The sequence below is a fragment of the Aquibium pacificum genome, from assembly GCF_040839445.1.
Taxonomy (GTDB): Bacteria; Pseudomonadota; Alphaproteobacteria; order Rhizobiales; family Rhizobiaceae; genus Aquibium; species Aquibium pacificus.
On the sequence record NZ_JBDPGJ010000002.1, the window covers coordinates 950,789 to 977,364 of the forward strand.

Genomic DNA, 26,576 nt, shown 5'->3' on the forward strand with positions numbered 1-26,576 from the left:
ACTGGCGGCGCTGAAAAAAAAACGACCGGCGGGAGCGATCCCGGCGGTCGTTTTCATTTCATGGGCGGGAAGGCGAACCCGGCCGCCAAACCTGCGGTCGGGCGGCTCAGCGGCCGCGGCGTGCGACGTGCGGGATGTCCGCGCGCGTGATGCCGATGTCGTCGAGCTCGCGGGAGCTCAGGCGGCTGAGTTCGTCGATGGCGCTGCGATAGCGGCGCCAGTTGCGATAGTTCTGGAAAATGTTCATCTCTGCGTCTTTCTACGGCAAATGCGATTTCACAATGCGCAGATAGGTGTTTTTGTGCAGTGCGAGAAGGGACGAAAACGCATGGATCGCCTGCGTTTTTTGCAGATCGCTCATTAATTAATCAGAAACTCTTCGCGCTAGCGAAAGAGGCGCACCTGGTCAGAAGAGCGACCCTTGGCCGGCCGGCGGAGTTTTGGAAGATGGCGCTGCCTTGGGACGCGGCTTCGCGGGACCGCCTTCCCCGACGATCACCGCGCCGGTCGAGGCGTCGGCGAACTGCAGGGAGACCTGGTCCCCGGCCCCGAGCGTGGCGGCCCGTTTGACCGGCGCGCCGGAGGCGTCGTGGACAACCACGAAGCCGCGCTCCAGCACCGCCTTGTAGGAAAGCGAGGAATTGAGGCGCGCCGCCTGCGAGAGCCGGTCGGAAAGGCGTGCGAGCCGCACGTCCGCGGCCCGGTCGGCCCGGCGGCCGAGATTGGCCACGCGATCCTCGCAGGCCGACATGCGCCGCAGCAGCGGCTCCAGCCCCAGCCGCGCCGCGGAGCGGGCGAGCCGGTGGGAGCGGTCGCGCAGCAGCGCGGAATGCGCGCCGGGAATGCGCGCGCCGAGACGGACGAGGTGGCGGCCGGCCTCGGCCATGCGCCGCTCCAGCGTGGCAGGGGTCAGGCGCAGGCCGGCGAAGCGGGCGCGCTTGCGCTCGATACCGACGTCGAGGCAGCGGTCGAGCCGGGCCGAGGCCTCGTCGAAGCGGCGGCGCGGCAGGGCGAGCAGCTGGTCGGCCGAGGGCAGGGCGCGCGCGGCGGCGCGCAGTGCCTGGTGCTTGCGGTCGAAATTGCGCGAGGAGCAGTTCTTCAGCCGCGCGCCGAGGCTGGCGAGCGTTGCTTCGAGATCGGCCTTGACCGGCACCGCCATCTCGGCCGCGCCGGTCGGCGTCGGTGCGCGAACGTCGGCGGCGAGATCGATCAGTGTCCAGTCGGTCTCGTGGCCGACGGCGGAGATGACCGGGATGCCGGAGGCCGCGACCGCGCGCACGATCGCCTCGTCGTTGAACCCCCAGAGATCCTCCAGGCTGCCGCCGCCACGCGCCACGATCAGGACGTCCGGCCGGGGGATCGCGCCGCCGGGCGCCAGCGCGTTGAAGCCGGCGACCGCGTTGGACACCTCCATTCCAGTCGTCTCCCCCTGCACGCGCACCGGCCACACCAGCACATGAAGTGGATAGCGGTCCGAGATCCGATGGATGATGTCGCGGATCACCGCGCCGGTGGGGGAGGTGACGACGCCGATCACCCTCGGCATGAAGGGCAGCAGCTGCTTTCGCGCCTGCTCGAACAGGCCTTCCGCCGCCAGCCGGCGCTTGCGTTCCTCCAGCAGCGCCATCAGCGCGCCCGCGCCGGCGGGCTCGATGCTGTCGATGACGATCTGGTACTTCGACGACCCCGGGTAGGTGGTGAGCTTGCCCTGCGCGATCACCTCCATGCCTTCCTCGGGACGGAACTTCAGGCGCGCGAAGGTGCCTTTCCAGATCACCGCCTCCAGCCGGGCGCGGTCGTCCTTCAGCGCGAAATAGGCATGGCCGGAGGAGTGCGGCCCGCGATAGCCGGAAATCTCCCCGCGCACCCGCACGTTGCCGAAGGCGTCCTCGACGGTGCGCTTCAGCGCGCCGGAAAGCTCCGAAACGGTGAACTCGGCGGCATTGGTGGGAGAATCGGGAGAGAGGAGATCGGACATGGTAGCCGTTCTACCCCGGTGCGCGGGGAGGGGAAAGTGCAGGGGAGGCGCCGCGCCAGGCTGGTGCCGCCCCTACCAGTCGACGATCGTGCCGTCCGGGAGGACCGCGTTGGTCGTGTGGTAGACTTCCGGCGCGAAGGGATGCTTCGCGCATTCTTCCTCGTTCACCTCGATGCCGAGACCCGGCGTCTCCGGCACCTGCCAGTGGCCGTCCACCATGCGGATCGGGCCCTGCACCACGTCGAAGTACCAGGGCACGGCGCCGACCATCTCCTCCTGGATGATGTGGGATGGGGTCGAGACGGCGAAGTGCAGCGCCGCGGCGCCCGCGATCGGCCCGAGAGGGTTGTGCGGCGCCACCCCCATTCCGGCGGTCTCGGCCATGGCGGCGATCTTCTTGGCCTCCAGCAGCCCGCCGCAATGGCAGATGTCGGGCTGGACGATGTCCATAGCGCGCGCGTGGAAGTGGTCCTCGAATTCGCTGCGCTCGACGAGGCGCTCGCCGGTCGCGATCGGAACGGTCGACTTCTCGGTGATCATGCGCATGCCGCGCACGTCTCCCGGCTGGATCGGCTCCTCGACGAACATCGGATGGAACGGCGCGACGGCCTCGATGAAGGAGAGCGCGGTGGCGACGGAGCCGGGCTTGCCGTGGAAGTCGAGCATGATCTCGATATCCGGCCCCACCGCCTCGCGCAGGCGGCCCATCAGCCGTTCGACGTGGGCGACGGCTTTGCGCGGCGCATAAGCGTAGACATAGGGCAGGATGACGACCTTGAAGGCGGTGTAGCCGCGCGCGAGCACTTCATGCGCACGCTCGACCAGCGGATCGACGCTGTCGGTCTCATAGACGGCGCGCATGTCGCCGAAGCCGAGATGGGTGTAGACGTGGACCCTGTCGCGGGTCCGACCGCCTGCGAGCTGCCAGACCGGCACGCCGAAGTGCTTGCCAATGATGTCCCAGAGCGCCAGCTCGATGCCGGAGACGGCGCTCATGCCGATGGCGCCGAGGCGCCAGAAGGACTGCTTGCGCATCGCCCTGACCGCCTGCTCAATGTCAAGCGGATTGCGGCCGACGACCAGCGGTGCGAGGTCCTCGACGGCGCCCGCGACGCTCCTGGTCTTCCATTCCAGCGTCGCCTCGCCCCAGCCGTGCAGGCCGGGCACGTCCGTCTGGACCTTGACGAAGATCCAGTTGCGCATCTCGGCGTTGACGACGTGGGCGGTGACGGCGGTGATCTTCACGGCGGATGTCCGGTAGAGATCGCTACAGCGGCCAAATGGCGATTTGCGGGAAGAACAGGAGCAGCGCCAGCACCAGGAGTTGCAGCCCGATGAAGGGCAGCAGTGCGGTATAGATGTGCTTCAGCGTGATGTCGGGCGGCGCGACGCTCTTCAGGTAGAAGGCGGCCGGTCCGAAGGGTGGCGTCAGGTAGGACACCTGCATGTTGACCGCGAACAGGATGCCGAACCAGATCGGGTCGAAGCCGAGTTCCGTAATGATCGGCACGAAGATCGGCAGCGTCAGCAGCGCGATGCCGATCCAGTCGAGGAACATGCCGAGCACAAGCAGGATGAGCATCATCACCATGATGATGACGACCGGCGAGGCGTCGAGGCCCAGGATCGCGGCCGAGACGAAGCGGTTGCCGCCCATCAGGTTGTAGACGCCCACCAGCACGGCCGCCGCGATGCCGATCCAGATGATCATGCCGCAGGTTTCGAGCGTGTGGACCAGGCTCTCCTGCATCATGGCGAAGGTGAGTTCGCGCCTCAGCGCAGAGATGACGATCACCGACGAGACGCCGAGCGCGGCGGCTTCGGTGATGGAGGCGATGCCGCCATAGATCGAGCCAAGCACGACCAAGACGATGAAAAGCGGCGCGACGAGGGATTTCAGCGCGCTGCCGAGCGATTCCTCCGCATGTTCCTCTGCGCTCATTGGCGGGCCGAGCGAGGGATCGCGAAGGCAGCGGATCAAAACGTAGGCGATGTAGCAGCCGAGCAGGAGCAGCGCCGGCGTGATGGCGGCGACGAAGAGGTCCGCGATCGAGACGCCGGCGACGAGGCCGTAGATGATCAGGACGATCGATGGCGGCATCATGGTGCCAAGCGATCCACCCGCGCAGACCACGCCGATCGACAGGCTGCGATCGTATCCGAGCCGCAGCATCTGCGGCAGCGCCAGGATGCCGAGCAGCACGATCTCGCCGCCGATCACGCCCGACATGGCGGCCATCAGGATGGCGACGATCAGCGTCTGCACCGCCACGCCGCCTGGCAGCCTCCCGGCGAGCACGCGCATGCCGTTGAAGAGGTCCTTCGCTATCCCCGACCGGTCGAGAAGCGCCGCCATAAGGATGAACATCGGTATCGCGACCAGCGAATATTCGGTGATGAAGCCGAATATGCGCGAGGTGACGAGTGGTAGCGCGTTCCCACCGAACCATCCGAAGGTGAAGAGCAGGGCGACCAGACCGGTAACCCAGGCGAGCGGCAGGCCGGTCAAGAGCAGGAGGAAGATCAGGGCGACGAGCAGATACGTGCCGTTCTCGATGCCGAGCGCGCTGAGGCCCATGTCAGCGGTCTCCACGCGGTTCTTGCGGCAGGTCGCGCCGTAGCGCCTTGACGAGGTGAAGCGCCGACTGGACAAACATCAGTACCACGCAACCCAGGATGAGGATCTTCAGCAGCGCCGGTGTCGGCGGGTTCCAGGCCGTACCGGTGCCCTCGAAATGAATGTCGCCGGTGGGCGTGTGGGTCGCCTTCCATGCCATGATCCAGCCGGCATAGCCGAGCCCGGCGAAGAAGATCATCGCGATGATTGAATTGACCACGTCGAGCCAGCGCCGCGTCGCGGGCGAGACCGCGTCGTAGATCATGCGCACGCGGATATGCTTGTCGCGGGAGAGCGCGATGGGCCCGCCTACGAGGAAGATGGCGGCGATCAGGAAGGTCGTCGACTCGTGTGCCCAGTAGGTCGGGCTGTCGAAAACGTACCGGGCGATGACCTCGTAGACGCTGACGGCGAAGGCGACGAAGATCGCCCATGACAACGGCCTGGCCGAGGCGGCGACGACGCGGTCGAGCCGCGAGCGGATCTCGACGTCGCCGGTATCGGCCGGGCCGCGGGGTTGCGAACTATCCGACATGAAATTCCTCCCGTCGCAGACGACTGCGCCCGGCTGAAAGACCGGCCGGGCGCGGGTGATCGGTGGCGTCAGACGCTGGCGATCAGAGCAGGTTGCGTCCCTTCAGATAGGCCACGACCGCGTCGTAGTAGCGCTGGGTCATGGCGGTCTTTCCGGCCCAGGTCTCCCACTCCTGCTGGGCGATGCGGCGGAACTTGGCGCGCTCGTCGCCCGACCAGTTGATGATCTCGATTTCGGGGTTCGCCTTGGCCTTGGCGACGGCCTCCGCGTCGAGCTTGCGCACCGAATAGACGTGCTGGAAGATGAATGCGTCGACCGAGGCGTCGAGGATCGCCTTCAAATCGTCCGGCAGTTCGTCCCAGATCGACTTGGTCATCGAGATGTCGATCAGCGGCAGCGAGTGGAAACCGGGATAGAGCGGGTAGTGCGCGATGTCGTTCATGCCCTGCGCCTGGTTGGTGGCGAAGACGGTGTAGTCGGCGGCGTCGACGACGCCCTTGTCGAGGGCGGTGAAGACTTCCGAGCCCGGCAGCGCCACGGGCGAGGCGCCGGCCTTGGAGAAGATCTCGTAGACCATGCCTTCCGGCGCACGTAGCTTGATGCCCTTCAGGTCTTCGACGGTGCGGATAGGCTTGGAGGAGACGAAGGCCTCCGGCTCGGTCGCAGCCGCGCCGATGAAGTGCACGCCATAGGGCTCGACCAGTTCCGAATAGAGTTCGTGCCCGCCGCCGGACTGCATGAAGCCGAGCAGTTCGAACGGATCGCTCCAGGCGCCGACGAGATTGCCCATCATGGCGAAGGCAGGGTCCTTGCCGGCGAAGTAGCTCGGGTCGGTCAGGTGGCCCTGCAGGATGCCGCCGCCGACGGCTTCCAGCGTGTCGGTGTGCGGAACGACCGCGCCGATGGGCACGATCTCGATCTCGATGCGGCCGCCGGACAATGCCTTGACGGTCTCGGCCCACTTCTGCTTGTTGACGAACCCGGGTTCACCGGCGGTCTCCGACGTCTGGAACGTCCAGTTGTAGTCCGCAGCGTAGGCCACGCCGGACAGGACCAGCGTCGACACCGCGACGGCAGCGGTTGCGAGCAATTTTCTCATCATGAAGTCTCTCCTCCTCAAATCGATTAGATCACGGCACGTGATCCGGACGGCCAGCCAGTTTCCTCCGCGGCCGGTTCGCCCACATGTGCATGAATGGCAGCCGGGATCAACCGGATAGCGCGGTACGCGGCCGCGTCCCGAATGCCGAAACCGCCGGTCTCACGCGATCGTGGCAGGGCTTGCCCGCCGTCTGTGGAAAACCGGCTCCGCCCGCGTTGGCGACACGGAAATGCCGGCAAGCGGTGCGTGCATGGGTCCGTTCGACGGATTCCACGCTGTGACGGTCTTTCGCTCATACTTAGCCAAATGACGAAGTTTTTGCTTGCGCCGACGCCCGTAGAGCGATAGTTAGACACATGGCTAAGCATGATACCGATCTCTCGCTTCTGTTCCATGCGCTGGCGGATCCGACCCGTCGGTCGATTCTCACCCGGCTCGCGGAGGGACCCGCGCCGGTCACGGAGTTGGCGAACCCCACGGGATTGCGCCTGCCGACCGTGATGCGGCACCTCTCCGTGCTTGAGGAGGCAGGATTGATCGCGACGTCGAAGGACGGGCGTGTCCGCACCTGCGCGGTCGTGCCGGAGGCCCTGGTCCCGATCCGGACATGGCTCGACGAACAGCGGGCCATCTGGGAAGCGCGGCTCGACAGGCTGGATGCCTATGTGATGACGTTGATGAAGGAAACCGACGAATGACACTGGATATCGATCCGAGCGCCGACCCGAGTCTCTCCCATACACGGGCCGTTGCAGCGAATGGCCGTTTCGCGACCCTGACCTTCGATCGGGACGTCGCTGCGCCGCCGTCGACGCTGTGGGAAGCCTGGACGGCGCCCGCCGCCCGCGCGGTCTGGTCGGCGCCGACACCGGCCGTGACCGTCGAGTACCTGGAGGCCGACACGCGCATCGGCGGCCGCGAGGTCTCGCTCTGCAAGGTCGAGGGAGAGCCCGACGTGTGCTGCCAGATTGGCTGGCTGGACCTGCGGCCGCCCCTTCGCAGCGTAAACTACGAAGTGATCTCCCGCGAAGGCGAGAGTCTGTCGGTCGCGCTGGTAACCGCGGCGATAGAAGGGAACGGCGAGCGCAGCCGTATCGAGGTGACCGTGCAACTCACATCGCTGGCCGAAGACATGGAGGAGGGCTACCGGCAGGGCTTCGGCGCGGGGCTCGACAATCTTTCGGCCGTGGCCGGACGGACGATGATCCTGCAGCGCGTGATCGCGGCGCCGCGCAACCTTGTCTGGAAGGCCTGGATGAACGAGGAAACCCTGCCGCAATGGTGGGGGCCGGACGGGTTTTCCTGCCGGACGAAAAGGATCGACCTGCGGCAGGGCGGCGAATGGGTCTTCGACATGATCGGTCCCGACGGCACGGTATACCCCAACCACCACCGCTACGGCGAAGTCCGGACGGAAGAGAGGATGGCCTACGAGCTCCTGTGGGGCGAGAACGGGCCGAAACATGCCGATGCCTGGGCCATGTTCGATGACATGGGAGGCACGACGAAGGTGACACTCGGCATGGTCTTCAGCACCGCGGCCGAATACCAGACGGCGAAGGGTTTTGGGGCAGTGGAACTGGGGCTGCAGACGCTCGGCAAGCTGGAGCGGTTTTTGCTTTCCCGTTGACGAGATGCATGCCGCCCGAGACCTGGCGGCCTGTCGTCAGGCCTGGCCGCCCTTCATTCGCACGGCACCGAGCGCCTTTTCCAGCACCGCTTCCGCGCGGCGGCGGGCTTCGCCGTCCAGCTTGGTAATGTCGAGGAAGATCGAGAGGCCGTTGCCGCTTTCGTTGATGGTCTCGGCCGGCTGGCCCGTGGTCTCGTGGATGCCCTCAACCGCATAGGGTACGATCTCGCCCGAGATGCCCTTGAGTGTGATCGGATCGAGCCGGTGCACGCGTACGCGGTCCTGCACGTGTGCCCAGGTCTCGTAGGAGATGACGATGCCGCCCGGCTCGGCGACATGCTGGAGGCGGGCGGCGAGGTTCGCCTCGGCGCCGATGATCGTGTAGTCCATGCGGTCGGCCGACCCGAAATTGCCGACGTTGCAGTAGCCCGTATTGATGCCCATGCGCACCTCGAAGGGCTTTTCGATGCCGCGCCTGCGCCACTCCGATTTCAGCTCCACCATGCGCCGCTGCATGGCGATGGCCATGTCGAGGCAGGCATTGGCGTCCTCGCGCGCGCCCCTGGTCTCGGGGTCGCCGAAGAAGGCGAGGATGGCATCGCCGATGAACTTGTCGACGGTGGCGCCGTGCTCGTGCGCGATCTTCGACATTTCTGTGAAGTACTCGTTGAGCAGGCTGGTCAGTTCCTCCGGCTGCAGGTGCTCGGCCGTCTCGGTGAAATCCTTGATGTCGGAGAAGAAGATGGTGAGCTTCTTGCGCTCGGTGGAGATGACGACGTCCTTCTCGCCCGAGAAGATCGACTTGTAGATCTGCGGCGAGAGGTACTTCGAGATTTTCATGGAGATCGCGGCGAGGAAGCCGTTGGCGTCCTCGAGTTCGCGGTTCATGTGGCGGAAGGCGTTGGCCTGGCGCCACTGAAGGCCGGCGAACGCGATGCCGAAAGCGCCGGCGCCGGCGAAGTAGAGGAACAGGTACTTGAAGGAGAACAGGTTCTTGGCGATCGGCTGATGCACGGTGATGGCCTGGATGCCGCGCACGTCGCCGACCTGCCAGTCGCGCTTGGGGCTCTCGGGGTGGATGTTGTGGCAGGACACGCAGGCCTGGCCGAGCATGACCGGCACTGCCATTCGGATCTGGCGCTCGAACAGCGAACCGGTGATCTCGGTCGCCACCTGTTCCGGATCGCGCGAAGCGCGGAAATCGGCGAGCGCCTTGGTCTCGAAGCCGTCGAGATTGTGCGGCGCTCGGTTAGCAAAGGGGAAGTCCGAAACAAACCGGTAGGCGATGTCCTCGACGCCGCGCCCGGCGATCACGCTGCCAAGTTCGAGCGAAAGCGTGGCGGGAATGGGGATGGCGCCAGGCACGTCCTCGTAATTGTGCACGGCGACGGAATCGCCGTCGAAGCCCTGGACGCGGCCCACGACGTTGGCGGCGTAATAGCCGCGGATGTCGTTGAACATGCCGTTGAAGGTGCGTGCCTGGGTGGTCAGCGCGTTGTCGGACAGGTTCTTCAGGTCGAGCCAGACCGCCACGGGAAGGAGCGCGAGCGCCAGCACGATCAGCGAGGCAAACAGCCAAGGCTGCTCGGCGATCCTGAGCCAGAGGCGGTCGCCCGGACGCGTATGCTCCGAAAAGGGGGACAAGGCGATCTCCGGCTCCGCAAGGTCGACGGCGGAACTTTAGCGGAAACGGAAGCGGCTGACGAGCATCAACGAAGTGCCGTGGCGCGGATTCGGGATGGAGGTCCCGGAGCGCACGCTCGCCTACGAATTGAAAGGCCGGACCAGCCTGTCCTTGGAACCGACCGGCCTGCGCTGCCGCATCGAAATCCCGGTGACGGAACTGCGCATGCGCGGCAAGGCCTGGCCGGCGTCTTCCGCTACCAGCCCGCCATCGTACCAGGTTTCTGGCGCCGCCCGCGCATGGAGAACCCGATCGCCGCGAAGTCGAAACTGGCTCCGTCCTCTGGCACCGGAAGCGAGATGTTGTCGAGGCTCTCGGTTATGTGGCGCGCCAGTGCGTCGACGATTGCCGGCTGGGAGGAGTGGCCGCGCATGATGCCGATGCGGCAGTCGGGCAGGGCACCGAAGCCGTCGCTCTCGGTGAGTACCCGCATTCCGGGGCGAAGCGCGCATTCCGGCAGGACTGACACCGCCAGTCCCGACATGACCGCCGCGATGATGACGGTCGCCGACCAGCTGGTGAACAGGACGCGGTAGTCGCGCTCCATCTGGTCGAGCATGTCGGTGGCAGACCGCCGCCACACGCAGGTCGGGCGGCCGACGGCGAGCGGCAGGACATCCTCCTCGTGGACCGTGTGGTTCGCCGAGGCGACCCACAGCAGGGGTTCGCGTCGCACGATCTCCGAGGCGCCTTTCTCGTCGTCATGGGTGACGAGCGCGATGTCCAGCAGGCCGCGGCGGATCTGCTCGACGAGATTGACCGTCGGCTCGCAGATGACAGACATCTCGACGCGCGGATTGGAGCGGGCGAAACGTGCCATGATCTCCGGCAGGAAGCGATCGGCGTAGTCGTCTGGCGTGCCGATGCGGACCTGCCCTTCCAGGCGGTTGTCCTCGAAGGCGGCCAGCGTCTCGCGGTTCAGCCGGATCATGCGTCGCGCATAGGCGAGCAGGCGCTCCCCGTCCTCGGTCAGGCGGTTGGTGCGGCCGTCCTTCTCGAACAGTGCCCGGCCGATCCGTTCCTCCAGCCGCCGCATCTGCATGGAGACCGCCGACTGTGTGCGGAACACCTCCTCGGCGGCGCGCGTGAAGGAACCGGTGTCGGCGATCGCGACGAAGGTTTGGAGCTGGTCGAGGTCGAGCTGCGCGGCCATGGGGATCACACCTATCATGATCTTTGATGCTTAAGATTAAAAACATTCGTTCGACTTATCAATTGGGGTTTGAGATAAGAAAATCGTTCAACGACTGGACGCCACGAAGCAGCCGTCGGCCGGAATACTTTTTCGGCCGGAGGGCTTTGCGCGTCCTCGACAAAGCGAAGGAGAGCGACATGACCGCCCTGGAACACAGCGCCATCGAGAGGCCCGCCCGCGTGCGCCCGGCACTCGGGCTGCGTATCGTGAACGGGGTGGCGAAACTCATCCGTGCCTGGCGGAACCGCCGCGAGATCTACCAGCTCGGAGAGATGAGCGATGCGCAGCTTGCCGACATCGGGCTCGTGCGTGGCGATCTCCACGTCGCCTGGAACGCGCCGCTCGGCATCGACCCGACGGAACAACTGGGCTGGATCGCGCAGGCGCGGCTTCGCGCCGACGAAGCCGCCGCCCGGCGCATGATCTGACCCGCGTCCGCAGCGGACCGATACGGTTTCCCGCAGGCCGATACTCCCGCCGGCTCCCCCCGGCACGCCTGCCGACTGCCCGGCCTCATAACGAGGCCGGGCTTTTTCGTCAGGTGCCGGCCACGACCTGGCGCCCGTGCCGCGCATCCCGTCCCGGCGTGCCGTGCCAGGCGACGGATGCCAGGAGCACGGCGAGCATGGCGCCGTTGAGTGTGTGCCAGAGGAAATGGGTGCCGATCGGGAAGGCCTCGCAGATATCGGGATCGATCGTGCGGAAAAAGGCCGAGGCTACCAGCATTGCCGCGGCGACAAGATCGTACCACCCGGCAGGGTGGCCGCGCCAGATGAGGACAAGCCCCCAGAACGCGAGCGACAGGAGCGCCGGCAGGTAGCCAGACGTGCCGTTGGTGGCGACCCTGATCCAGTCGGGCAGCATTGCGGTGATCGCGCCCGCGATGGCGAAGAATCCGACCAGTGCCGCGAGCGAGAGGCCCCAGCCGAAACCGACCCAGCGGCGGATGTTGAACAGCGTCAGCGCCAGCGTGAAGGTGGCGATCGGCACCACATCGAACCAGATCGTCAGCCCGTTGGCGAAGGTGTGGAACAGCGCCGAGCCGATGCCGATGGCGATGACCCACCAGGCGAGCGCCACGGCAAAGGCGTCGCCGTTGCGTCTCCTGATCTCCAGCAGCCCCCAGATGCCCGCAAGGATGAACGCGAGGTTCGTCACCGCATTCAGCGGCTCGGACCAGAACTCGGGACCGGTGCGTTCGCAGTAGTTGTCGATGCTGGCAAGAATCGAATCATTCACGCTCCGCCCTCCTTTTTCCGGACGAGTATGCGGGAGAATCGTCTCACCGCAACGTGACTTCGGGTTGACCTGAGCATGCGCTTAATGTCGAAGCTGCATGAGAAGGCGGACCGGCAGCGTCCGCATTTCAGTCAGGATCGGACATGGGCATTTTCCGAAAGATCGGATTCCTGCTGGCGATGATCGCCTCGCCGGCCCTCCCGGCAGCCGCCCAGTCCGTCGACGGAAAGCCGCGCGCGGTGGTCGAACTGTTCACCAGCCAGGGCTGCAGTTCCTGTCCTCCCGCCGATGCCTACTTCGCCGATCTCGCGCGGCGCGGCGACGTCGTCGCGCTTGCCTATCACGTCGACTACTGGGACTATCTCGGCTGGGGCGATACGCTCGCTGATCCCGAGAACACCGCGCGACAGCGTGACTACGCGCGCGCGCTCGGGCAGCGGTCGGTCTATACTCCGCAGGTCGTGGTGAACGGGCGCGAGCACATGAACGGCGCCAACCGCGACAAGATCGAAGGCGCGGTCGCCGACATGGATGCCGCAGGCAAGGGCCTTGTGATCGACGTGAGCATCCGCCAGACCCCGGAGAGCATCATCATCGACACGGGCGCGGGCACGCACCGCAAGGGCAAGGCGAACGTCGTGCTGGTTTTCTTCGAACCGGCGACGCAGGTGGAGATCGCCCGCGGCGAGAATGCGGGCAAGTCCATCAGCTACTGGAATGCCGTTTCGGCGATCCAGTCCGCAGGCATGTGGCACGGCCGCGAGATGCGGCTGGAGATCCCGTCGAGCGAATTGAAGAAGAAGGGTGCCGGCGGCTGCGCCGTGCTGCTCCAGGCCATGGGCAAGGACGGTGCTCCGGGGCCTATCATCGGGGCCGCGATCCTCGACCACCCGATCATGTAACCCGCCGCCCGTATCGGGTCGGTCTTGGAAAAAGGTGTTGCCGAGGTTGGTTCGGCCCAGCGAAGACACCGTGGGCGGGGGGCTTGGGGTTACGGGGCCAGCGCCAGACCGAACCGTCTCAGGCAACGATTGGATGTTCGCCGCGCAATGGGGCGGCAAGCGGGATAATTCACGGCCGGAATGTGGCGGGCCATCACCAATTCGATCATCCTGTGCCGCTTCGTGACCGCCGGGTTAACCGGGCGTTAACAAACCGAAGCGCCGGCGGAGACCCTGCGTTCTTCGCAAAGGCGCTCTCCCATCTCCGCGCGCGGGGATCGCACCGCGTGGGCCTGCCCACCGCAGGCGATTGCATTCGCTGTCCTTGGTTCTCGCTTATCCGCCGGGGGCGGGGGTTGCAAAACCGGGCCGGAAAGACGACCTTTGAACCGTCGTGAAACTGTCACGGAAGGTGAGCTCATGGCCGAGCGTTCCAACGGTGCGGAGGATGGGGACAGCTCCGCAATATTGATCCCGCTTCACGAGGCACGGCGGGATCGTGAACGATTACCGGTCAGGTTCGACCGACGCGAACTCGATCAAATCCTGAGAATCTACGGGCGCATGGTCGCCGCCAACGAATGGCGGGACTACGCGATCGACCATCTGCAGGATCGTGCCGTCTTCTCCGTATTCCGGCGAACGAGCGAAGTGCCCCTGTTCCAGATCGTCAAGGACCCGAAGCTGGCTCGCAAGCAAGGCGCCTACTCGGTGGTGGCGGCGACGGGACACATCCTGAAGCGCGGCCACGAACTCGCGCGGGTGCTCAACGTCTTCGACAGGCACCTGAAGCTGGTCCACGCCTGACCGGCCAAGCAGGCACGGTCAGTTGCCGGCACGGAAGTTCTGCTCGGGCAGCGAGTTCGCATCGGGATCGGTGGCGGTTCCGCCGTTCATCGATAGCTGCATGAACACGGTGTCCAGCCAGCGGCCGTGCTTGAATCCGGACCCTTCGAGGATGCCGGTGTGGCGAAAGCCGACCAGGGCATGCAGACGCACCGAGGCGACGTTGCGGGTGCCGTCGCCGATGACGGCCGCCATCTGCCGGAAGCCCAGCTTGGCCGTTTCCTCGATCAGCATGGCGAGCAGCAGGCGGCCGATGCCCTTCCCGCGCGCTTCCGGTGCCATATAGATCGAATCCTCCACCATGAAGCGGTAGGCCGGCCGTGGCCGGAAGGGACCGGCATAGGCGTAACCTAAAACGCCCGACGGGTCTTCGGCCACGAGGTACGGATAGGCCCGCGCGGTCAACGCATCGAAGCGCGCCGCCATCTCGGCCTCGCCGGGCGGCTCGAGTTCATAGCTCGCCGTACCGTTGCGAACCGCATCGGCATAGATCGCCGTGATCGCGGCGATATCGGCACTCGTGGCAGATCGAAGGGCGACGACGCTCATTTTTCGTGCAGGGAATGGAGTTGCACGAACATTACGCGGAGTGCGCCGAAAAAGAAAAGGGCGGCCGTATTGGCCGCCCCGAAGGATCGATTGGTCCAGTCCGGCTATTCGCGGTTGCCCAGGAACTGCAGCAGGAACATGAACAGGTTGATGAAGTCGAGGTACAGGCGCAGCGCACCCATGATGGCCTTGCGGCCGGCCACGGTGGCGTCGTCGCCTTCGTAGTACATCTCCTTGATGTTCTGCGTGTCGTAGGCGGTGAGGCCCGAGAAGATCAGCACGCCGATCGCCGAGATGGCGAACTGCATCGCGGACGACTGCAGGAAGATGTTGACGATCATCGCGATGATCAGGCCGAACAGACCCATCACCAGGAAGGAGCCCATCGCCGACAGGTCGCGCTTGGTCGTGTAGCCATAGAGCGACAGGCCGCCGAAGGCGGTCGCGGTGATGAAGAAGGTCCGCACGATGCTCTCGCCGGTGTAGACGAGGAAGATCGTCGACAGGGAGAGGCCGACGAGGCCCGAATAGACCCAGAAGGCCGTCTGTGCCGCGGGAACGCTCATCTTGTTGATGCGGAACGACAGGAAGAACACCATCGCGAGCGGCGCGAGGATCACGACCCAGCGGAACGCGCTGGCGTAGATCAACTGCCCAAACGCGGTCAGCTGGCCATCGGCGACGGCGAAGTTGAAGCTACCCCAGGCGGCCAGGCCGGTGATGGCGAGGCCGAGCGCCATGAGGTTGTAGACCTTGAGCATATATGCGCGAAGGCCCTCGTCGATTCCGGTATCGGCACGGGTGCCGACGCCGGCGACGCGCGCATTGTAGTTGCGGATGTCAGCCATGATTTCCTCTTACAGCTTCTGTCCCGTCCGGTGTCGGGCGACATCGAACCCGATTCGCCCAGGCGCCGCTGGCGGGACTCCAGCATGCCTGACGGCGAATATGATGTGCCTTATCGCCAAGAACAAGAGCGCTTGTCCGCACGAAGGTTTGTGATCGCACGAAATTTATCGCTCCGGAACCTTGCTCCCGACATGGTTAACGTGGGCTCAAAGATTCCTGAGCACCGGCGCGGCCTTGTGGCCGAGCACCCGCCAGGTGCCGAGCAGGCCGAAACCGACCGTCAGGACCAGGGCGATGACGATCGTCGACACCGCCACTTCGGGCAGGAAGATCGCAGGAAGCCCCATGAGCCGGGATATGACGAACCACGCCGCGACGCCGCCCGCCGCGAGCGCGAAAATGGCCGTCGCGAGGCCGATCAGCATGTATTCGAGCGTGAACGCGGCCATCAGCGTGCGCCGTGTCGCGCCCAGCGTCTTCAACACCACCGCGTCGTGAATGCGCGCGCGATTGCCCGCCGCGAGCGCGCCGGAAAGGACCAGCACGGACGCGATCAGCGCGACGCCGGCCGCCGCGCGGATGGCGGTGGCGAGCTGCCCGATGAGGCGGTTGACGATGTCGAGCGCGTCCTTGACCCGCACCGTCGTCACCGCCGGGAAGGCCCGGGTGACCTCGTTCAGGATGCGGGCTTCCTCGGGCGCGGTCGATGAGCGGTCGAGCAGCGTGGCAAGCCATGCGTGCGGCGCACCGGCAAAGGTGTTGGGCGAGAACACCATGACAAAATTGATGCCGAGCGATTCCCACTCGACGTTGCGGAAGTTGGCGATCCGGGCGGTCACGTTGCGGCCGAGCACGTTGACGGTGATCGTGTCGCCGAGCTTCAGGCCGATTTCGCGGCCTTCCTCGGCGGAAAAGGAAACCAGCGGCTCGCCGGAGTAATCAACCGGCCACCATTCGCCTCCCGCGAGCGTGGCGTTTTCGGGGATGTTCTTTGCGTAGGTTATGCCGCGGTCGCCCCGCAGCACCCAGCGGCCTTCCGGCGGCACCTCGATCTCGCGCACGTCAACGCCGTTGATTTCCATCATGCGGCCGCGCAGCATGGGAACCCGCACGAGTTTACCGTCCGGCGCGAGGTCCTGGACGAGCGTGGCGAAATCCTCGACCTCGGTGTTTTGGATGTCGACGAAGAAGAAGTTCGGCGCGCGCTCGGTGAGGCTGCCGGCGATCTGGCTGCGCATGTTGCCGTCGACGAGCGCCAGCGTGACGAGCAGCGTCAGGCCGAGGCCGAGCGACAGGACCACCGACGGCGTCAGCGCGCCGGGACGGTGGATATTGCCGAGCGCCAGCCGCAGCGCCGTGGACCGCACGCGCGGGCTCCTGCGCGCCAGATACTGGACCAGCCGGCCGACCAGCCGCAACACGGCGAAGGAGAACGCGGTCGCGCCGACGAAGATCGCGGCGATCGACCGGTCGGTCGAGAACCACACCGCGAGGCCGGCCAGAAGCAGCCCGATCGCCGCCGCCGCCGCGACATAGGGCAGCCGGGGCAGGCCGGTCGTGTCGAAGCCCATCTCGCGGAACAGCGCGGTGGCGGGCACGTCGCGGGCCCGGCCGAGCGGTAGCAGCGCGAAGGCGAAGGTTACCAGCAGGCCGAACAGCGCGCCGATGCCGAGCGCGTCCCAGTAGATCGCCCCCCTCGTCGGCACGGGAAGCACGCCGGACAGGGCCGCGCTCGCGGCGAATGGCATCAGCGCGGCAAGTACCAGCCCGGCGACGATCCCGATCACGGAGATGATGGCGATCTGGACGAGATAGACGGCGAAAACGAAGCCTCCGGATGCGCCGAGGCTCTTGAACGTGGCGATCACCGCGCGCTTGCCTTCGAGATAGGCCCGCACGGCGTTTGCCACGCCCACCCCGCCAACCACGAGCGAGGTCAGGCCGACGAGGGTGAGGAACTGCGAAAAGCGTTCGATGTTGGCCGACAGGGACGGCGCGGCGTTGGCGCGCGAGCGGATGCTCCATCCGGCCTCGGGGAAATCGCTTCCCGCGCGCTCCTGGATTCTGGCGATATCGGCTTCGGAGGAGCCGGCAGGCAGGCGAACCTTGTAGGCGTACTCCACGAGACTGCCGGGCTGCACGAGGCCGGAAGCCTCGAGCGCCGGCATCGAGACCATCAGCCGGGGCGCGAAGCCGAATCCATCCGACACGAGGTCGGGTTCGTCATCGATCACCGCGCGCAGTTCGAACACCTCGCCGCCGAGCTTCAGGCGCGAGCCCGGTTCCAGCCCGAGCCGGTCGAACAGGAGCTGCGGCGCGGCGGCGCCGAAGGCACCGTCGCGCCGGCCAAACAACGCCTCGTGATTGAGCGAAGGCGTCGTCGCCAGCGTGCCGTAGAGCGGATACAATCCGTCGACGGCCTTCACCTCTACCAGCGTCTGGTCGGACCCGTCCTCCAGGCGGGCCATCGAACGCATGTTGGCGCTCTGCGCCACCGTACCGAGGCTCTGGAGGAAAGTTGCCTCGGCATCGCTCGTCTGGCGGTGGACCAGTTCGAAGCGGATGTCGCCGCCAAGCAGCGTCTGTCCTTCGTTCGCCACTCCCGAGGTTATGGAGCGCGCGACCGAGTTGACGCCGCCGATGGCCGCGACGCCGAGCGCGATGCAGGTGAGAAAGATCAGGAACCCCGAAAGGCCGCCACGCATCTCGCGCAGGGAGAATCGCACGGCGAGGTCGAGCATTCGTCCGGTTCGCACGGGCGGTCCCTCAGGCCGAGACGGCGGCGTGCAGCCGTCCGCTCTCGATACGGCCCGAGCGCATCGCTATCTGCCGGTCGCAGCGGCCGGCAAGCGAGACGTCGTGGGTGACGAGCACCAGCGTCATGCCGCGCTCGGCTGCCTTGGAGAACAACAGGTCGGAGATCTGACGGCCCGTCGCTTGGTCGAGATTGCCGGTCGGCTCGTCGGCAATGAGTATCTTCGGCTCGGGGGCGAGCGCGCGGGCGATCGCGACTCGCTGCTGTTCGCCGCCCGACAGTTCGCCTGGATAGTGGGTCACGCGGTCCCTGAGGCCGACGGCCTCCAGTTCGCGGGCAGCGACACCGAAGGGATCGCTGCGCCCGGCGAGTTCCAGCGGCACCGCGACGTTCTCCAGCGCGGTCATGTTCGGGATCAGGTGGAAGGACTGGAAGACGATGCCGATGTTGCTGCCGCGGAAGGCGGCGACTTCGTCCTCGCTGCGCCCGTCGAGGCGCTTGCCGGCGATCGTCACGGAACCGGCATCGACGCCTTCCAGTCCGGCGATCACCATCAGCAGCGTCGATTTTCCCGATCCCGACGGCCCGACGATGCCGGTCGCCTCGCCGGCGAAGATCTCAAGGCTGAGATCCTTCAGGACGTGGACCGACGTGGCCCCCTGTCCCAGTGTCAGCGAAACATTCTTGAGGTCGATCACTGTTTCTGTCACCGGGATTGGACCCTATATGGTTCGGGAATTGATGGGATGGACGGCGGCAGGCTGCTTTCGGTCCGGGTTCATATGGGTTCTGCAAGATGGGTTTCAAACCACGGATACGTGCAATCTCGGTCGCCGGATTGGTCATCTTCGCCTTTCTGGACCAGGCGATCGCAGAGAAGATCGACATAGTCGGGTTCGGCGACAGCCTCATGGCGGGCTATCAGCTCGAACCGGGGCAGTCTTTCCCGGAAAAGCTCCAGGCAGCTTTGCGGGCCAGAGGGCATGACGTGTCCGTCGCCAATGCCGGCGTCTCGGGGGACACCACCAGCGGCGGGCTCGGCCGGCTCGACTGGTCCGTTCCCGACGGGACGGACCTCGTCATCCTGGAACTCGGCGCCAACGACATGCTGCGCGGCGTCGCGCCGGCGATTGCCGAGAGGAACCTGGATGCGATGCTGGCGCGGCTGACGGAGCGCGGCATCGACGTCGTTCTTGCAGGGATGCTGGCCGCGCCCAACCTCGGGGCGGACTACGCGAAGGCCTTCAACGGCATCTTCCCGCGGCTTGCGGGGAAATACGACGTCACCTTCTTCCCGTTCTTCATGGAAGGGGTGGCGACGAACGGGCAGTTGCTGCTCGCCGATGGCCTGCACCCCAATGCCGAAGGGGTCGACCGCATGGTCTCGGAGGCCCTGCCATATGTCGAGGAGGCGATTTCCGGGCTCGACTGAGAGCGCGCAGGGTGTGGACGCCGCGCCGCACCCTGTCGTGAAAGGTCGAACGCGGACATATCGGACTTGCCGCAGGCAAGGATCGATGGTTCGCTGGGAAGGACGGAGCGATTCGAGGAGGTAGCCATGCCGCGACTTTTCACCGCCCTCGAGGTACCGCGTGATGCCACGCTCTCCCTGTCCCTGCTTCGGGGCGGCCTGCCCGGAGCGCGCTGGATCGACGTCGAGAACTACCACATCACCCTGCGCTTCATTGGCGACGTCGAAGGGCGGGTCGCCGATGACATCGTCAGCGGCCTCGACCGGGTCCGCAAGCCGGGCTTCGAGATCCGCCTCTCTAGCGTAGGCGCCTTCGGCACCAAGAAGCCGCACGCGCTCTGGGCCGGCGTCTCGCCTTCCCCGGAACTCACTGCACTGCAAGGCGAGATCGACCGCATCTGCTCGCGCAACGGCGCACCCTACGATCCGCGCAAGTTCGTGCCGCACGTCACGATCGCGCGGCTGCGCAACGCGAGCCCGCTTGATCTGGCATCCTATCTTTCCGGTCACGGCGGCTTCTCAACCGCGCCCTTCCGCGTCGGCCGCTTCGTCCTGATGTCGTCGCGCGATTCGGTTGGCGGCGGACCCTATATCGTCGAGGAAGCATGGCCGCTTGACGCGGAAAGGACGGGGCAGACCGGCGCATCGACGGCGGCCGCGGACGCGTTCCGCATGCCGCGCTAGGCTGCATCGGCCGGACCTCTGACGGTCGCGGTGTCCCGCGGCCGGCTCGATTTTTTCGGGCCGTGTCCTAAATCCAGCGGTGAGGCCAATCCAAAAGGGGGACGTCGCATGGCGAGACAGAAGCTCGACGCACAGGCGGTTCGGGACGCCCTGGCGGAACTCGAGGGGTGGGAATTGCAGGAGGGTCGCGAGGCGATCTGCAAGACCTATGTCTTCCGCAACTTCAGTGAAGCCTTCGGCTTCATGACGAGGGTCGCGCTCGCCGCCGAGAAGCTCGACCATCATCCGGAATGGTTCAACGTCTACAAGACCGTCAAGGTGACCTTGTCGACGCACGACGCGGACGGGCTGACCGAACTCGACTTCAATCTGGCCAGAAAGATGGACGCCTGCGCCCGCTGAACGGGACTTGCGACCAGCCATCGCGCCACCCAGATAAACCACATGAAGAAGACAGTTGACGCCGCCGCGATCGAGGAAGTGCTTGCCCCCGTCCCGTCCGACGAGAACCGGCGCAGGGAACATCGCGTGCGCCGCGACTTCTGGCGCACGGCGCGGCGCGCGGCCGGTCGTGTCCCCTTCATGGACGAGGTGGTCGCCGCCTACTTCTGCGCGCTCGACGAGAAGACGCCGGCGCGCGTGCGCGGCATCCTCCTTGCCGCGCTGGCCTATTTCGTCGTTCCCCTGGACATGATCCCGGATTTTCTCGTGGGTCTCGGCTTCACCGACGACGTCGCCGTCCTGACCGCCGCCCTCGGTGCCATCCGGTCGCACATTACGCCCGCCCACCGGGCCGCGGCGCGCAGCTTCCTGGACCAATAGGCGTCACGGCCTTTCCGTTGCCGATCAGGCTCGATGCGGCGTCGCCGCCTGCCGCCGACAAACTCTTGCCGCTTTCGTGACGTTGAGAATTGATCTGTGATGTGCCCGGTTGATGAGCAACACAGTGCCTGGTCGGGCCGGCCGGAGTGCAAAGCGCATCGGGGCGTGGGGTCAAAGCGGATTCATCCTTTGGTAACCCCGATTAACTTAAATTGAAGCGAATCCCGGTTCATCGCAACCGGTATCGATCTTCGATCAGGACACACAAGAACGGCAGGAAGAAATGCGTGCACTGATTCTACTCCTGGCAAGCGCCATCGCGGTGACGATCGCCGGCCCCGCCGCCGCGCAATCGGCCACAAAGATCAATCAGTTCAACGCCTGGGGGACCTATTCCTACCAGGGCGATTCCGGGAAGGTCTGCTACGTTCTGTCGGTGCCGACCGAAAAGCAGCCGCAGCAGCTCGATCACGGAGATATCTTCTTCTTCGTCAGCCAGAAGCCAGGCCAGAACGTCGCGTTCGAGCCGCAGTTCATCGCTTCGTACCCCTTCCAGGAAAACTCCAAGGTGGCTGTGAAGGTCGGCGACCGGTCCTTCTCGCTGTTCACCAAGGGCAAGTCGGCGTGGCTGGAGAACGCCGCCGAGGAGCCGCAGCTCGTCGCCGCGATGAAGGCCGGCTCGGTGATGTCCGTCGCCGCCAAATCCGGCCGCGGCAACGACACGAGCTACAACTTCTCCCTGCGCGGAATATCCGCCGCGCTCGATTCGATCTCGGCCTGCAAGTAGCCCGATCCGATCCGAGAAATTGCTCGGCGCGGCCGATGGCCGGGCCGGCACTCGCGACACGCGGGGGTGTCGAAACACGAGGCGTGCTTTCGCCTTTTGCCAAGCCATCGCGTGACTGACGCGCAAACTTCTGGTATGTCGCGCGAAAGATTGGAAATCGGCCGCGGCCGATAATATTTCCCCGACCATGGCACTATCGTTCGACATCACCTCCGCCGAAACGCGGAACGCGCTCCGTCCCGCGGTCAGGGAAAAGCCGCCGCTGGTCGGGCTTTCGCGCGCCGCGCTCGCCGAGTGGCTGGTTGAATCCGGTATCGTTCCCGAACGCCAGGCGAAGATGCGCGCCAGCCAGCTCTGGCACTGGCTCTACGTTCGCGGCGTCTCCGACTTCTCGGAGATGTTCAACATCTCCAAGGAGCTTCGCGCCGAGCTTGACCGGACCTTTTCTATCGCGCGACCGGAGATCGTCGAGGAGCAGGTTTCGTCCGACGGCACCCGCAAATGGCTGTTCCGCTTTCCGCCGCGCGGCGCGGGGCGCCCGGTCGAGGTGGAGACGGTCTACATTCCCGAGGAAGGGCGCGGCACGCTCTGCATCTCCAGCCAGGTCGGCTGCACGCTCACATGCTCCTTCTGCCACACCGGTACGCAGAAGCTGGTGCGCAACCTGACGGCAGAGGAAATCCTCGCGCAGCTGATGACCGCGCGCGATCGGCTCGGCGACTTTCCCGACCGCGATACCCCGGCCGGCGCTATCGTTCCGGCTGAAGGCCGCCGCATCACCAACATCGTCATGATGGGGATGGGCGAGCCGCTCTACAATTTCGAGGAAGTCAAGAAGGCACTGCTGATCGCGGCGGACGGCGACGGGCTGTCGCTGTCGAAGCGGCGCATCACGCTTTCGACCTCCGGCGTCGTGCCCGAAATCCACCGGACCGGCGAGGAGATAGGCGTCATGCTGGCGATCTCGCTGCATGCCGTGCGCGACGATCTGCGCGACATGCTGGTGCCGATCAACAAGAAGTATCCGCTGAAGGACCTGATGGCCGCCTGTCGCGCCTATCCGGGCTTGTCCAACGCGCGGCGCATCACCTTCGAATACGTGATGCTGAAGGACGTCAACGACAGCCTCGCGGACGCGAAGGAACTGGTACGGCTTCTCAAGGGAATTCCCGCCAAGATCAATCTGATCCCGTTCAACCCATGGCCGGGCACCAATTACCAGTGCTCCGACTGGGAAACGATCGAGAAGTTCGCCGATGCCGTCAACGCGGCCGGCTATGCCTCGCCGATCCGCACGCCGCGCGGTCGCGACATCCTTGCCGCCTGCGGGCAGCTCAAGTCGGAATCGGAGCGCATGAAGAAGAGCGACCGCCTGGCGCTCGAGGCCATGATGATCGCGGGGCACGGCGAGGCTTGAGCCGCGTCGGACTGATCCTCCTCAGGCTCTTTCTCATCGTCATCGGCTACGGGGTGGCGGCGCTCGTAGCGAGCGGCTTCCTGCATTTTGTCGCCTGGCCGATGTTCGCGGTGCCGGGCGAGGAAGCGCCGTGGCTGCTGATGGGCGGGCTGTTCATCTCGGTGCCACTGGTCGGGCTGTTCGTCGCCTATTTCGCGTTCGTCCCTTCCGCCGTGCTTGCCGGCCTCTCCGAAATTTTAGGCTATCGGAGCTGGCTCTATCACGCGCTCTCCGGCGGCGTGGCGGGTTTCGTTGCAATCATGATCGCGCGCCGCACGCAGGGACCGGCAGCCTATCCAGGCGAGGTCGGCCATTTCGATGCCGGGCTGCCGCTGATCTGGATGCCGGAGATCGCGACTGCCGCGATCGCGGCAGGTATCGTCGGCGGCACGGCATACTGGCTGGTCGCCGGCCGCTCCGCCGGGTTGGCGGACCGGCGCCCGCCGGACGACGGTCTACCCGGTTGACGGCTGGCCCGCCGAAGCGGGCCGCTCTCTCACCTCAGATGAAGTACTGGCCGCCGTTTGCCGTGATCGTCGATCCGGTGATGAAGCCGGCATCGTCCGACGCGAGAAAGACCACGCAACGCGCGATCTCGGCGGCCTCGCCGAGCCGTCCGACGGGGATCTGGGCGATGATGCCTTCCCGCACCTTTTCCGGCACCGCCATGACCATGTCGGTGGCGATGTAGCCGGGGCAGATCGCGTTGACGGTGATGCCGGCGCGCGCGCCTTCCTGGGCCAGCGCCTTGGTGAAGCCGAGATCGCCGGCCTTGGCCGCCGAATAGTTCGCCTGGGCGAACTGGCCCTTCTGGCCGTTGATCGAGGAGATGGTGATGACGCGGCCGAACTTGCGCTCGCGCATGCCGTTCCACAGCGGATGCGTCATGTTGAAGACGCCGTCGAGATTGGTCCGCATCACGTCGGTCCACTGCTCGCGGGTCATGCGATGGAAGGGCGCGTCGCGGGTGATACCCGCATTGTTGACGAGCACCTCGACCGGTCCGAGATCGGCCTCGACCTGTGCGATGCCGGCTGCGCAGGCGTCGTAATCCGCCACCGACCATTTGTAGACCGGGATGCCCGTCTCCGCGTTGAAGCCGCGCGCGGCATCGTCATTGCCGGCATAGTTGGCGGCGACCTTGTAGCCGGCATCTTTGAGCGCCATCGAGATGGCTGCCCCGATCCCGCGCGTTCCCCCCGTGACGAGTGCTGTTCTTGGCATGAATACTCCTCCCAGATTGTGGGAGTAGGGCAGTAGGGCAGTAGGGCAGTAGGTGCGGCTGCCGATCTGCCCTTTTTTGTTCCCTACTGCCTTACTGCCCTATTCCCCTACTGCCTATCAGAGCGCTTCCACGCACATGGCCACGCCCATGCCGCCGCCGATGCACAGCGTCGCGAGACCTTTCTTCGCGCCGCGGCGGTTCATCTCGAAGACCAGCGTGTTGAAGATGCGGGCGCCCGAGGCGCCGATCGGGTGGCCGATGGCGATGGCGCCGCCGTTGACGTTCACGATATCCGGGTTCCAGCCCATGTCCTTGTTGACGGCGCAGGCCTGTGCGGCGAAAGCCTCGTTGGCTTCCACGAGGTCGAGGTCGGCGGCGCTCCAGCCGGCCTTCTCCAGCGCTTTGCGCGAGGCGGGGATCGGGCCGGTGCCCATGATCTTGGGGTCGACGCCGGCGGTCGCCCAGGAGACGATCCGCGCCAGGGGCTTGATGCCCCGGCGCTCGGCCTCCGCCTCGGTCATGAGAAGGACGGCGGCCGCGCCGTCGTTGATGCCGGAAGCGTTGGCCGCCGTTACCGAGCCGTCCTTGTCGAAGGCCGGACGGAGCTTCTGCATGGCGTCGATCGTGGCGCCGTGGCGGATGTACTCGTCCTGGTCGACCACCGTGTCGCCCTTGCGGCCTTTGATGGTAACGGCGACGATCTCGTCCTTGAACCTGCCGGCCTTCTGGGCGGCCTCGGCCTTGTTCTGCGATGCGAGCGCGAAGGCATCCTGCGTCTCGCGCGTGATCTGGAACTGCCGTGCCACGTTCTCGGCCGTATTGCCCATGTGATAGCCGTTGAAGGCGTCCCACAACCCGTCCTTGATCATGGTGTCGACCATCTTGTAGTCGCCCATCTTCACACCCTGGCGCAGATGCGCGCAGTGCGTCGACATGGACATGGACTCCTGGCCGCCGGCGACGATGACGCGCGCGTCGCCCGTAGCGATCTGCTGCATGCCGATGGCGATCGAGCGAAGGCCGGAACCGCAGACCTGGTTGAGGCCCCAAGCCGTGGCGCCCTCCGGAATGCCGGCAGCGATGGCCGCCTGCCGCGCCGGGTTCTGGCCCTCACCGGCCGTGAGCACCTGCCCGAGAATGACCTCGTCGACCTCGGCCGCTTCGACGCCTGCGCGAGCCAGCACTTCCCTGACCACGACCGCGCCCAGTTCGTGCGCTGGCGTGGTGGCGAAGGCCCCGTTGAAGGAACCGACCGCGGTCCGCGCGGCGCTGGCGACGACGATGCTGTTGGAAGCGGCCATGTGTATCTCCCTGGAAGACGGATCGCTCGAACCGGCTCTCGGGCCGGATGTCGGCGACTTTTCTTGCCCTTTCCATGACCTGTGTCAAACCGGAATCGGCGGCGGCGGCTTTGCCTTTCGCAGGCGCATGGCCGGGCTCCGCGCCATCTTGGCGAGAAAGGCTGTCCGTCCGGCCCGGTCTCGTGCACTGCACAAACCGCTTTCAATCGGCGATGATTTAGGCATATCCTCATCGCCGGGCATGGCGCGTTCGACCGATCGCGCTTCATATTCCAAAGTCTGGGAGGGTCGCGTGCCTGTCAAAGACGATCCGGTGGTCATAAAAAAATATGCAAACCGCCGCCTCTACAACACCGGCACATCAACCTACGTCACGCTCGAAGACCTGGCCGAAATGGTCAAGAAGGGCGAGGACTTCAAGGTTCAGGATGCCAAGTCCGGGGACGACATCACCCACCCGGTGCTGACGCAGATCATCTTCGAACTGGAGAACAAGGACGGGCAGAACATGCTACCCGTGCCCTTCCTGCGCCAGCTCATCTCGTTCTACGGCGACCAGATGCAGATGGTCGTGCCGAGCTTCCTGGAACAGTCGATGATCGCCTTCGCCAAGGAGCAGGAGCGGTTCCGCGAGCAGATGAAGTCGACGATGGCGAAATCGCCGATGGAGATGATGAACGTCGCGACACCGATCAAGGCGCTCGAGGAACAGACCAGACGCAACATCGAGATGTTCCAGAACGCCATGCGCCTGTTCACGCCCTTTCCGCCTCAGGGCGGGCCGGCCGCCGGAGCGGAGCCGGAGGAACAGCCCGAACCGGCCGCCCAGAGCGGCGACGAGTTGAAGGAGCTGAAGGAACAGATCGCAGCCATGCAGCGCAAGATCGACCGGATGGGGTGAGGGCTGCTG

28 protein-coding genes are annotated in these 26,576 nt (G+C 65.6%); 13 read left to right on the forward strand and 15 right to left on the reverse strand.

The annotated features are described in order from the left end of the window. Positions 1-106: 106 nt before the first annotated feature. The 6 genes from ABGN05_RS11015 to ABGN05_RS11040 all read right to left on the reverse strand — a co-directional run bounded on the left by ABGN05_RS11015 (position 107) and on the right by ABGN05_RS11040 (position 6,232). Positions 107-247, reverse strand: a complete 141-nt coding sequence (locus ABGN05_RS11015) for a DUF1127 domain-containing protein (RefSeq protein ID WP_072607751.1) — start codon at positions 245-247, stop codon at positions 107-109. 159 nt (positions 248-406) lie between these two features. Further along, complete coding sequence (xseA, locus tag ABGN05_RS11020; RefSeq protein ID WP_367954055.1) at positions 407-1,978, reverse strand: exodeoxyribonuclease VII large subunit; 1,572 nt, start codon at positions 1,976-1,978, stop codon at positions 407-409. A 72-nt stretch (positions 1,979-2,050) separates the two neighbouring features. Further along, positions 2,051-3,223, reverse strand: coding sequence for a galactonate dehydratase (gene dgoD / locus ABGN05_RS11025; protein ID WP_367954056.1), 1,173 nt, complete (start codon positions 3,221-3,223; stop codon positions 2,051-2,053). Between the two features lie 22 nt (positions 3,224-3,245). Then, complete coding sequence (locus ABGN05_RS11030) at positions 3,246-4,556, reverse strand: TRAP transporter large permease (RefSeq protein ID WP_367954058.1); 1,311 nt, start codon at positions 4,554-4,556, stop codon at positions 3,246-3,248. Position 4,557: 1 nt separating this feature from the next. Beyond that, a complete protein-coding gene (locus ABGN05_RS11035) occupies positions 4,558-5,130 on the reverse strand; it encodes a TRAP transporter small permease subunit (protein WP_367954059.1) in 573 nt (190 codons plus the stop codon). 82 nt (positions 5,131-5,212) lie between these two features. Further along, positions 5,213-6,232, reverse strand: coding sequence for a TRAP transporter substrate-binding protein (locus ABGN05_RS11040; RefSeq protein WP_367954060.1), 1,020 nt, complete (start codon positions 6,230-6,232; stop codon positions 5,213-5,215). A gap of 356 nt (positions 6,233-6,588) precedes the next feature. On the opposite strand from ABGN05_RS11040, the gene ABGN05_RS11045 reads away from it, so the two are divergent. Together ABGN05_RS11045 and ABGN05_RS11050 are read left to right on the forward strand one after the other, a co-directional pair. Continuing rightward, positions 6,589-6,930 carry an ArsR/SmtB family transcription factor gene (locus ABGN05_RS11045; protein ID WP_367954061.1) on the forward strand — a complete coding sequence of 114 codons (342 nt, stop codon included), beginning with the start codon at positions 6,589-6,591 and terminating at the stop codon, positions 6,928-6,930. Beyond that, the gene (locus tag ABGN05_RS11050) at positions 6,927-7,862 is read left to right on the forward strand and encodes an SRPBCC family protein (protein ID WP_367954062.1); all 936 of its coding nucleotides are present in this window, start codon (positions 6,927-6,929) and stop codon (positions 7,860-7,862) included. Before ABGN05_RS11045 ends, ABGN05_RS11050 begins: the two co-directional genes overlap by 4 nt. Positions 7,863-7,898: 36 nt before the next feature. Here the strand turns inward: ABGN05_RS11050 and ABGN05_RS11055 are convergent, their stop codons facing one another. Further along, entirely contained in the window at positions 7,899-9,437 is a 1,539-nt protein-coding gene (locus ABGN05_RS11055) for an adenylate/guanylate cyclase domain-containing protein (RefSeq protein ID WP_373695929.1), read from the reverse strand. 305 nt (positions 9,438-9,742) lie between these two features. Beyond that, on the reverse strand, positions 9,743-10,699 hold the full coding sequence (locus ABGN05_RS11060; protein WP_367954063.1) for a LysR substrate-binding domain-containing protein: 957 nt from the start codon (positions 10,697-10,699) through the stop codon (positions 9,743-9,745). 179 nt (positions 10,700-10,878) lie between these two features. Here ABGN05_RS11060 and ABGN05_RS11065 point away from each other — a divergent pair, with 179 nt between their 5' ends. Next, positions 10,879-11,169 carry a DUF1127 domain-containing protein gene (locus ABGN05_RS11065; protein ID WP_367954064.1) on the forward strand — a complete coding sequence of 97 codons (291 nt, stop codon included), beginning with the start codon at positions 10,879-10,881 and terminating at the stop codon, positions 11,167-11,169. A 109-nt stretch (positions 11,170-11,278) separates the two neighbouring features. Here the strand turns inward: ABGN05_RS11065 and ABGN05_RS11070 are convergent, their stop codons facing one another. Then, a complete protein-coding gene (locus ABGN05_RS11070; protein WP_367954065.1) occupies positions 11,279-11,980 on the reverse strand; it encodes a ceramidase domain-containing protein in 702 nt (233 codons plus the stop codon). Between the two features lie 143 nt (positions 11,981-12,123). Between ABGN05_RS11070 and ABGN05_RS11075 the strand changes: the two genes are divergently transcribed. Both ABGN05_RS11075 and ABGN05_RS11080 read left to right on the forward strand, forming a co-directional pair. After that, complete coding sequence (locus ABGN05_RS11075; RefSeq protein ID WP_367954066.1) at positions 12,124-12,882, forward strand: DUF1223 domain-containing protein; 759 nt, start codon at positions 12,124-12,126, stop codon at positions 12,880-12,882. A 459-nt stretch (positions 12,883-13,341) separates the two neighbouring features. After that, the gene (locus ABGN05_RS11080) at positions 13,342-13,728 is read left to right on the forward strand and encodes a DUF2794 domain-containing protein (RefSeq protein WP_367954067.1); all 387 of its coding nucleotides are present in this window, start codon (positions 13,342-13,344) and stop codon (positions 13,726-13,728) included. A gap of 18 nt (positions 13,729-13,746) precedes the next feature. Here the strand turns inward: ABGN05_RS11080 and ABGN05_RS11085 are convergent, their stop codons facing one another. The 4 genes from ABGN05_RS11085 to ABGN05_RS11100 form a co-directional block, all read right to left on the reverse strand. Beyond that, positions 13,747-14,316, reverse strand: coding sequence for a GNAT family N-acetyltransferase (locus tag ABGN05_RS11085; protein WP_367954068.1), 570 nt, complete (start codon positions 14,314-14,316; stop codon positions 13,747-13,749). Between the two features lie 104 nt (positions 14,317-14,420). Continuing rightward, positions 14,421-15,164 carry a Bax inhibitor-1/YccA family protein gene (locus ABGN05_RS11090; RefSeq protein WP_367954069.1) on the reverse strand — a complete coding sequence of 248 codons (744 nt, stop codon included), beginning with the start codon at positions 15,162-15,164 and terminating at the stop codon, positions 14,421-14,423. Positions 15,165-15,371: 207 nt separating this feature from the next. Continuing rightward, the gene (locus tag ABGN05_RS11095) at positions 15,372-17,906 is read right to left on the reverse strand and encodes an ABC transporter permease (RefSeq protein ID WP_367954070.1); all 2,535 of its coding nucleotides are present in this window, start codon (positions 17,904-17,906) and stop codon (positions 15,372-15,374) included. Between the two features lie 25 nt (positions 17,907-17,931). Next, positions 17,932-18,630, reverse strand: a complete 699-nt coding sequence (locus ABGN05_RS11100) for an ABC transporter ATP-binding protein (RefSeq protein ID WP_367954071.1) — start codon at positions 18,628-18,630, stop codon at positions 17,932-17,934. An 86-nt stretch (positions 18,631-18,716) separates the two neighbouring features. On the opposite strand from ABGN05_RS11100, the gene ABGN05_RS11105 reads away from it, so the two are divergent. From ABGN05_RS11105 to ABGN05_RS11135, 7 genes are all read left to right on the forward strand, one after another. Then, entirely contained in the window at positions 18,717-19,352 is a 636-nt protein-coding gene (locus ABGN05_RS11105; protein WP_367954072.1) for an arylesterase, read from the forward strand. Positions 19,353-19,478: 126 nt separating this feature from the next. Beyond that, positions 19,479-20,075: an RNA 2',3'-cyclic phosphodiesterase gene (gene thpR / locus ABGN05_RS11110; RefSeq protein ID WP_367954073.1), complete on the forward strand. Its 597-nt coding sequence runs from the start codon at positions 19,479-19,481 to the stop codon at positions 20,073-20,075. Positions 20,076-20,183: 108 nt separating this feature from the next. After that, a complete protein-coding gene (locus tag ABGN05_RS11115) occupies positions 20,184-20,477 on the forward strand; it encodes a 4a-hydroxytetrahydrobiopterin dehydratase (protein ID WP_367954074.1) in 294 nt (97 codons plus the stop codon). Positions 20,478-20,519: 42 nt separating this feature from the next. Continuing rightward, positions 20,520-20,897, forward strand: a complete 378-nt coding sequence (locus ABGN05_RS11120; RefSeq protein ID WP_367954075.1) for a YkvA family protein — start codon at positions 20,520-20,522, stop codon at positions 20,895-20,897. 283 nt (positions 20,898-21,180) lie between these two features. Then, positions 21,181-21,684, forward strand: a complete 504-nt coding sequence (locus tag ABGN05_RS11125) for an invasion associated locus B family protein (protein WP_367954076.1) — start codon at positions 21,181-21,183, stop codon at positions 21,682-21,684. 187 nt (positions 21,685-21,871) lie between these two features. Then, positions 21,872-23,101: a dual-specificity RNA methyltransferase RlmN gene (gene rlmN, locus ABGN05_RS11130; protein ID WP_367954077.1), complete on the forward strand. Its 1,230-nt coding sequence runs from the start codon at positions 21,872-21,874 to the stop codon at positions 23,099-23,101. After that, positions 23,098-23,607 (forward strand): hypothetical protein, encoded by a 510-nt coding sequence (locus ABGN05_RS11135; protein WP_367954078.1) that lies wholly within the window; start codon positions 23,098-23,100, stop codon positions 23,605-23,607. The genes rlmN and ABGN05_RS11135 overlap by 4 nt, the downstream gene beginning before the upstream one ends. Positions 23,608-23,641: 34 nt before the next feature. Here ABGN05_RS11135 and phbB read toward each other — a convergent pair whose 3' ends face one another. After that, complete coding sequence (gene phbB / locus ABGN05_RS11140) at positions 23,642-24,364, reverse strand: acetoacetyl-CoA reductase (RefSeq protein ID WP_367954079.1); 723 nt, start codon at positions 24,362-24,364, stop codon at positions 23,642-23,644. 117 nt (positions 24,365-24,481) lie between these two features. Continuing rightward, a complete protein-coding gene (locus ABGN05_RS11145; protein WP_367954080.1) occupies positions 24,482-25,666 on the reverse strand; it encodes an acetyl-CoA C-acetyltransferase in 1,185 nt (394 codons plus the stop codon). A gap of 292 nt (positions 25,667-25,958) precedes the next feature. Between ABGN05_RS11145 and phaR the strand changes: the two genes are divergently transcribed. Further along, a complete protein-coding gene (gene phaR, locus ABGN05_RS11150) occupies positions 25,959-26,567 on the forward strand; it encodes a polyhydroxyalkanoate synthesis repressor PhaR (RefSeq protein WP_367954081.1) in 609 nt (202 codons plus the stop codon). Positions 26,568-26,576 lie beyond the last annotated feature (9 nt).

Coding starts and splice junctions, on each gene's coding strand:
- ABGN05_RS11015 (WP_072607751.1), bottom strand. CDS start 247: ATGAACATTTTCCAGAACTATCGCAACTGGCGCCGCTATCGCAGCGCC.
- xseA (WP_367954055.1), bottom strand. CDS start 1,978: ATGTCCGATCTCCTCTCTCCCGATTCTCCCACCAATGCCGCCGAGTTC.
- ABGN05_RS11030 (WP_367954058.1), bottom strand. CDS start 4,556: ATGGGCCTCAGCGCGCTCGGCATCGAGAACGGCACGTATCTGCTCGTC.
- ABGN05_RS11035 (WP_367954059.1), bottom strand. CDS start 5,130: ATGTCGGATAGTTCGCAACCCCGCGGCCCGGCCGATACCGGCGACGTC.
- ABGN05_RS11040 (WP_367954060.1), bottom strand. CDS start 6,232: ATGATGAGAAAATTGCTCGCAACCGCTGCCGTCGCGGTGTCGACGCTG.
- ABGN05_RS11045 (WP_367954061.1), top strand. CDS start 6,589: ATGGCTAAGCATGATACCGATCTCTCGCTTCTGTTCCATGCGCTGGCG.
- ABGN05_RS11050 (WP_367954062.1), top strand. CDS start 6,927: ATGACACTGGATATCGATCCGAGCGCCGACCCGAGTCTCTCCCATACA.
- ABGN05_RS11060 (WP_367954063.1), bottom strand. CDS start 10,699: ATGGCCGCGCAGCTCGACCTCGACCAGCTCCAAACCTTCGTCGCGATC.
- ABGN05_RS11065 (WP_367954064.1), top strand. CDS start 10,879: ATGACCGCCCTGGAACACAGCGCCATCGAGAGGCCCGCCCGCGTGCGC.
- ABGN05_RS11075 (WP_367954066.1), top strand. CDS start 12,124: ATGGGCATTTTCCGAAAGATCGGATTCCTGCTGGCGATGATCGCCTCG.
- ABGN05_RS11080 (WP_367954067.1), top strand. CDS start 13,342: ATGGCCGAGCGTTCCAACGGTGCGGAGGATGGGGACAGCTCCGCAATA.
- ABGN05_RS11085 (WP_367954068.1), bottom strand. CDS start 14,316: ATGAGCGTCGTCGCCCTTCGATCTGCCACGAGTGCCGATATCGCCGCG.
- ABGN05_RS11090 (WP_367954069.1), bottom strand. CDS start 15,164: ATGGCTGACATCCGCAACTACAATGCGCGCGTCGCCGGCGTCGGCACC.
- ABGN05_RS11095 (WP_367954070.1), bottom strand. CDS start 17,906: ATGCTCGACCTCGCCGTGCGATTCTCCCTGCGCGAGATGCGTGGCGGC.
- ABGN05_RS11105 (WP_367954072.1), top strand. CDS start 18,717: ATGGGTTTCAAACCACGGATACGTGCAATCTCGGTCGCCGGATTGGTC.
- thpR (WP_367954073.1), top strand. CDS start 19,479: ATGCCGCGACTTTTCACCGCCCTCGAGGTACCGCGTGATGCCACGCTC.
- ABGN05_RS11115 (WP_367954074.1), top strand. CDS start 20,184: ATGGCGAGACAGAAGCTCGACGCACAGGCGGTTCGGGACGCCCTGGCG.
- ABGN05_RS11120 (WP_367954075.1), top strand. CDS start 20,520: ATGAAGAAGACAGTTGACGCCGCCGCGATCGAGGAAGTGCTTGCCCCC.
- ABGN05_RS11125 (WP_367954076.1), top strand. CDS start 21,181: ATGCGTGCACTGATTCTACTCCTGGCAAGCGCCATCGCGGTGACGATC.
- rlmN (WP_367954077.1), top strand. CDS start 21,872: ATGGCACTATCGTTCGACATCACCTCCGCCGAAACGCGGAACGCGCTC.
- phbB (WP_367954079.1), bottom strand. CDS start 24,364: ATGCCAAGAACAGCACTCGTCACGGGGGGAACGCGCGGGATCGGGGCA.
- ABGN05_RS11145 (WP_367954080.1), bottom strand. CDS start 25,666: ATGGCCGCTTCCAACAGCATCGTCGTCGCCAGCGCCGCGCGGACCGCG.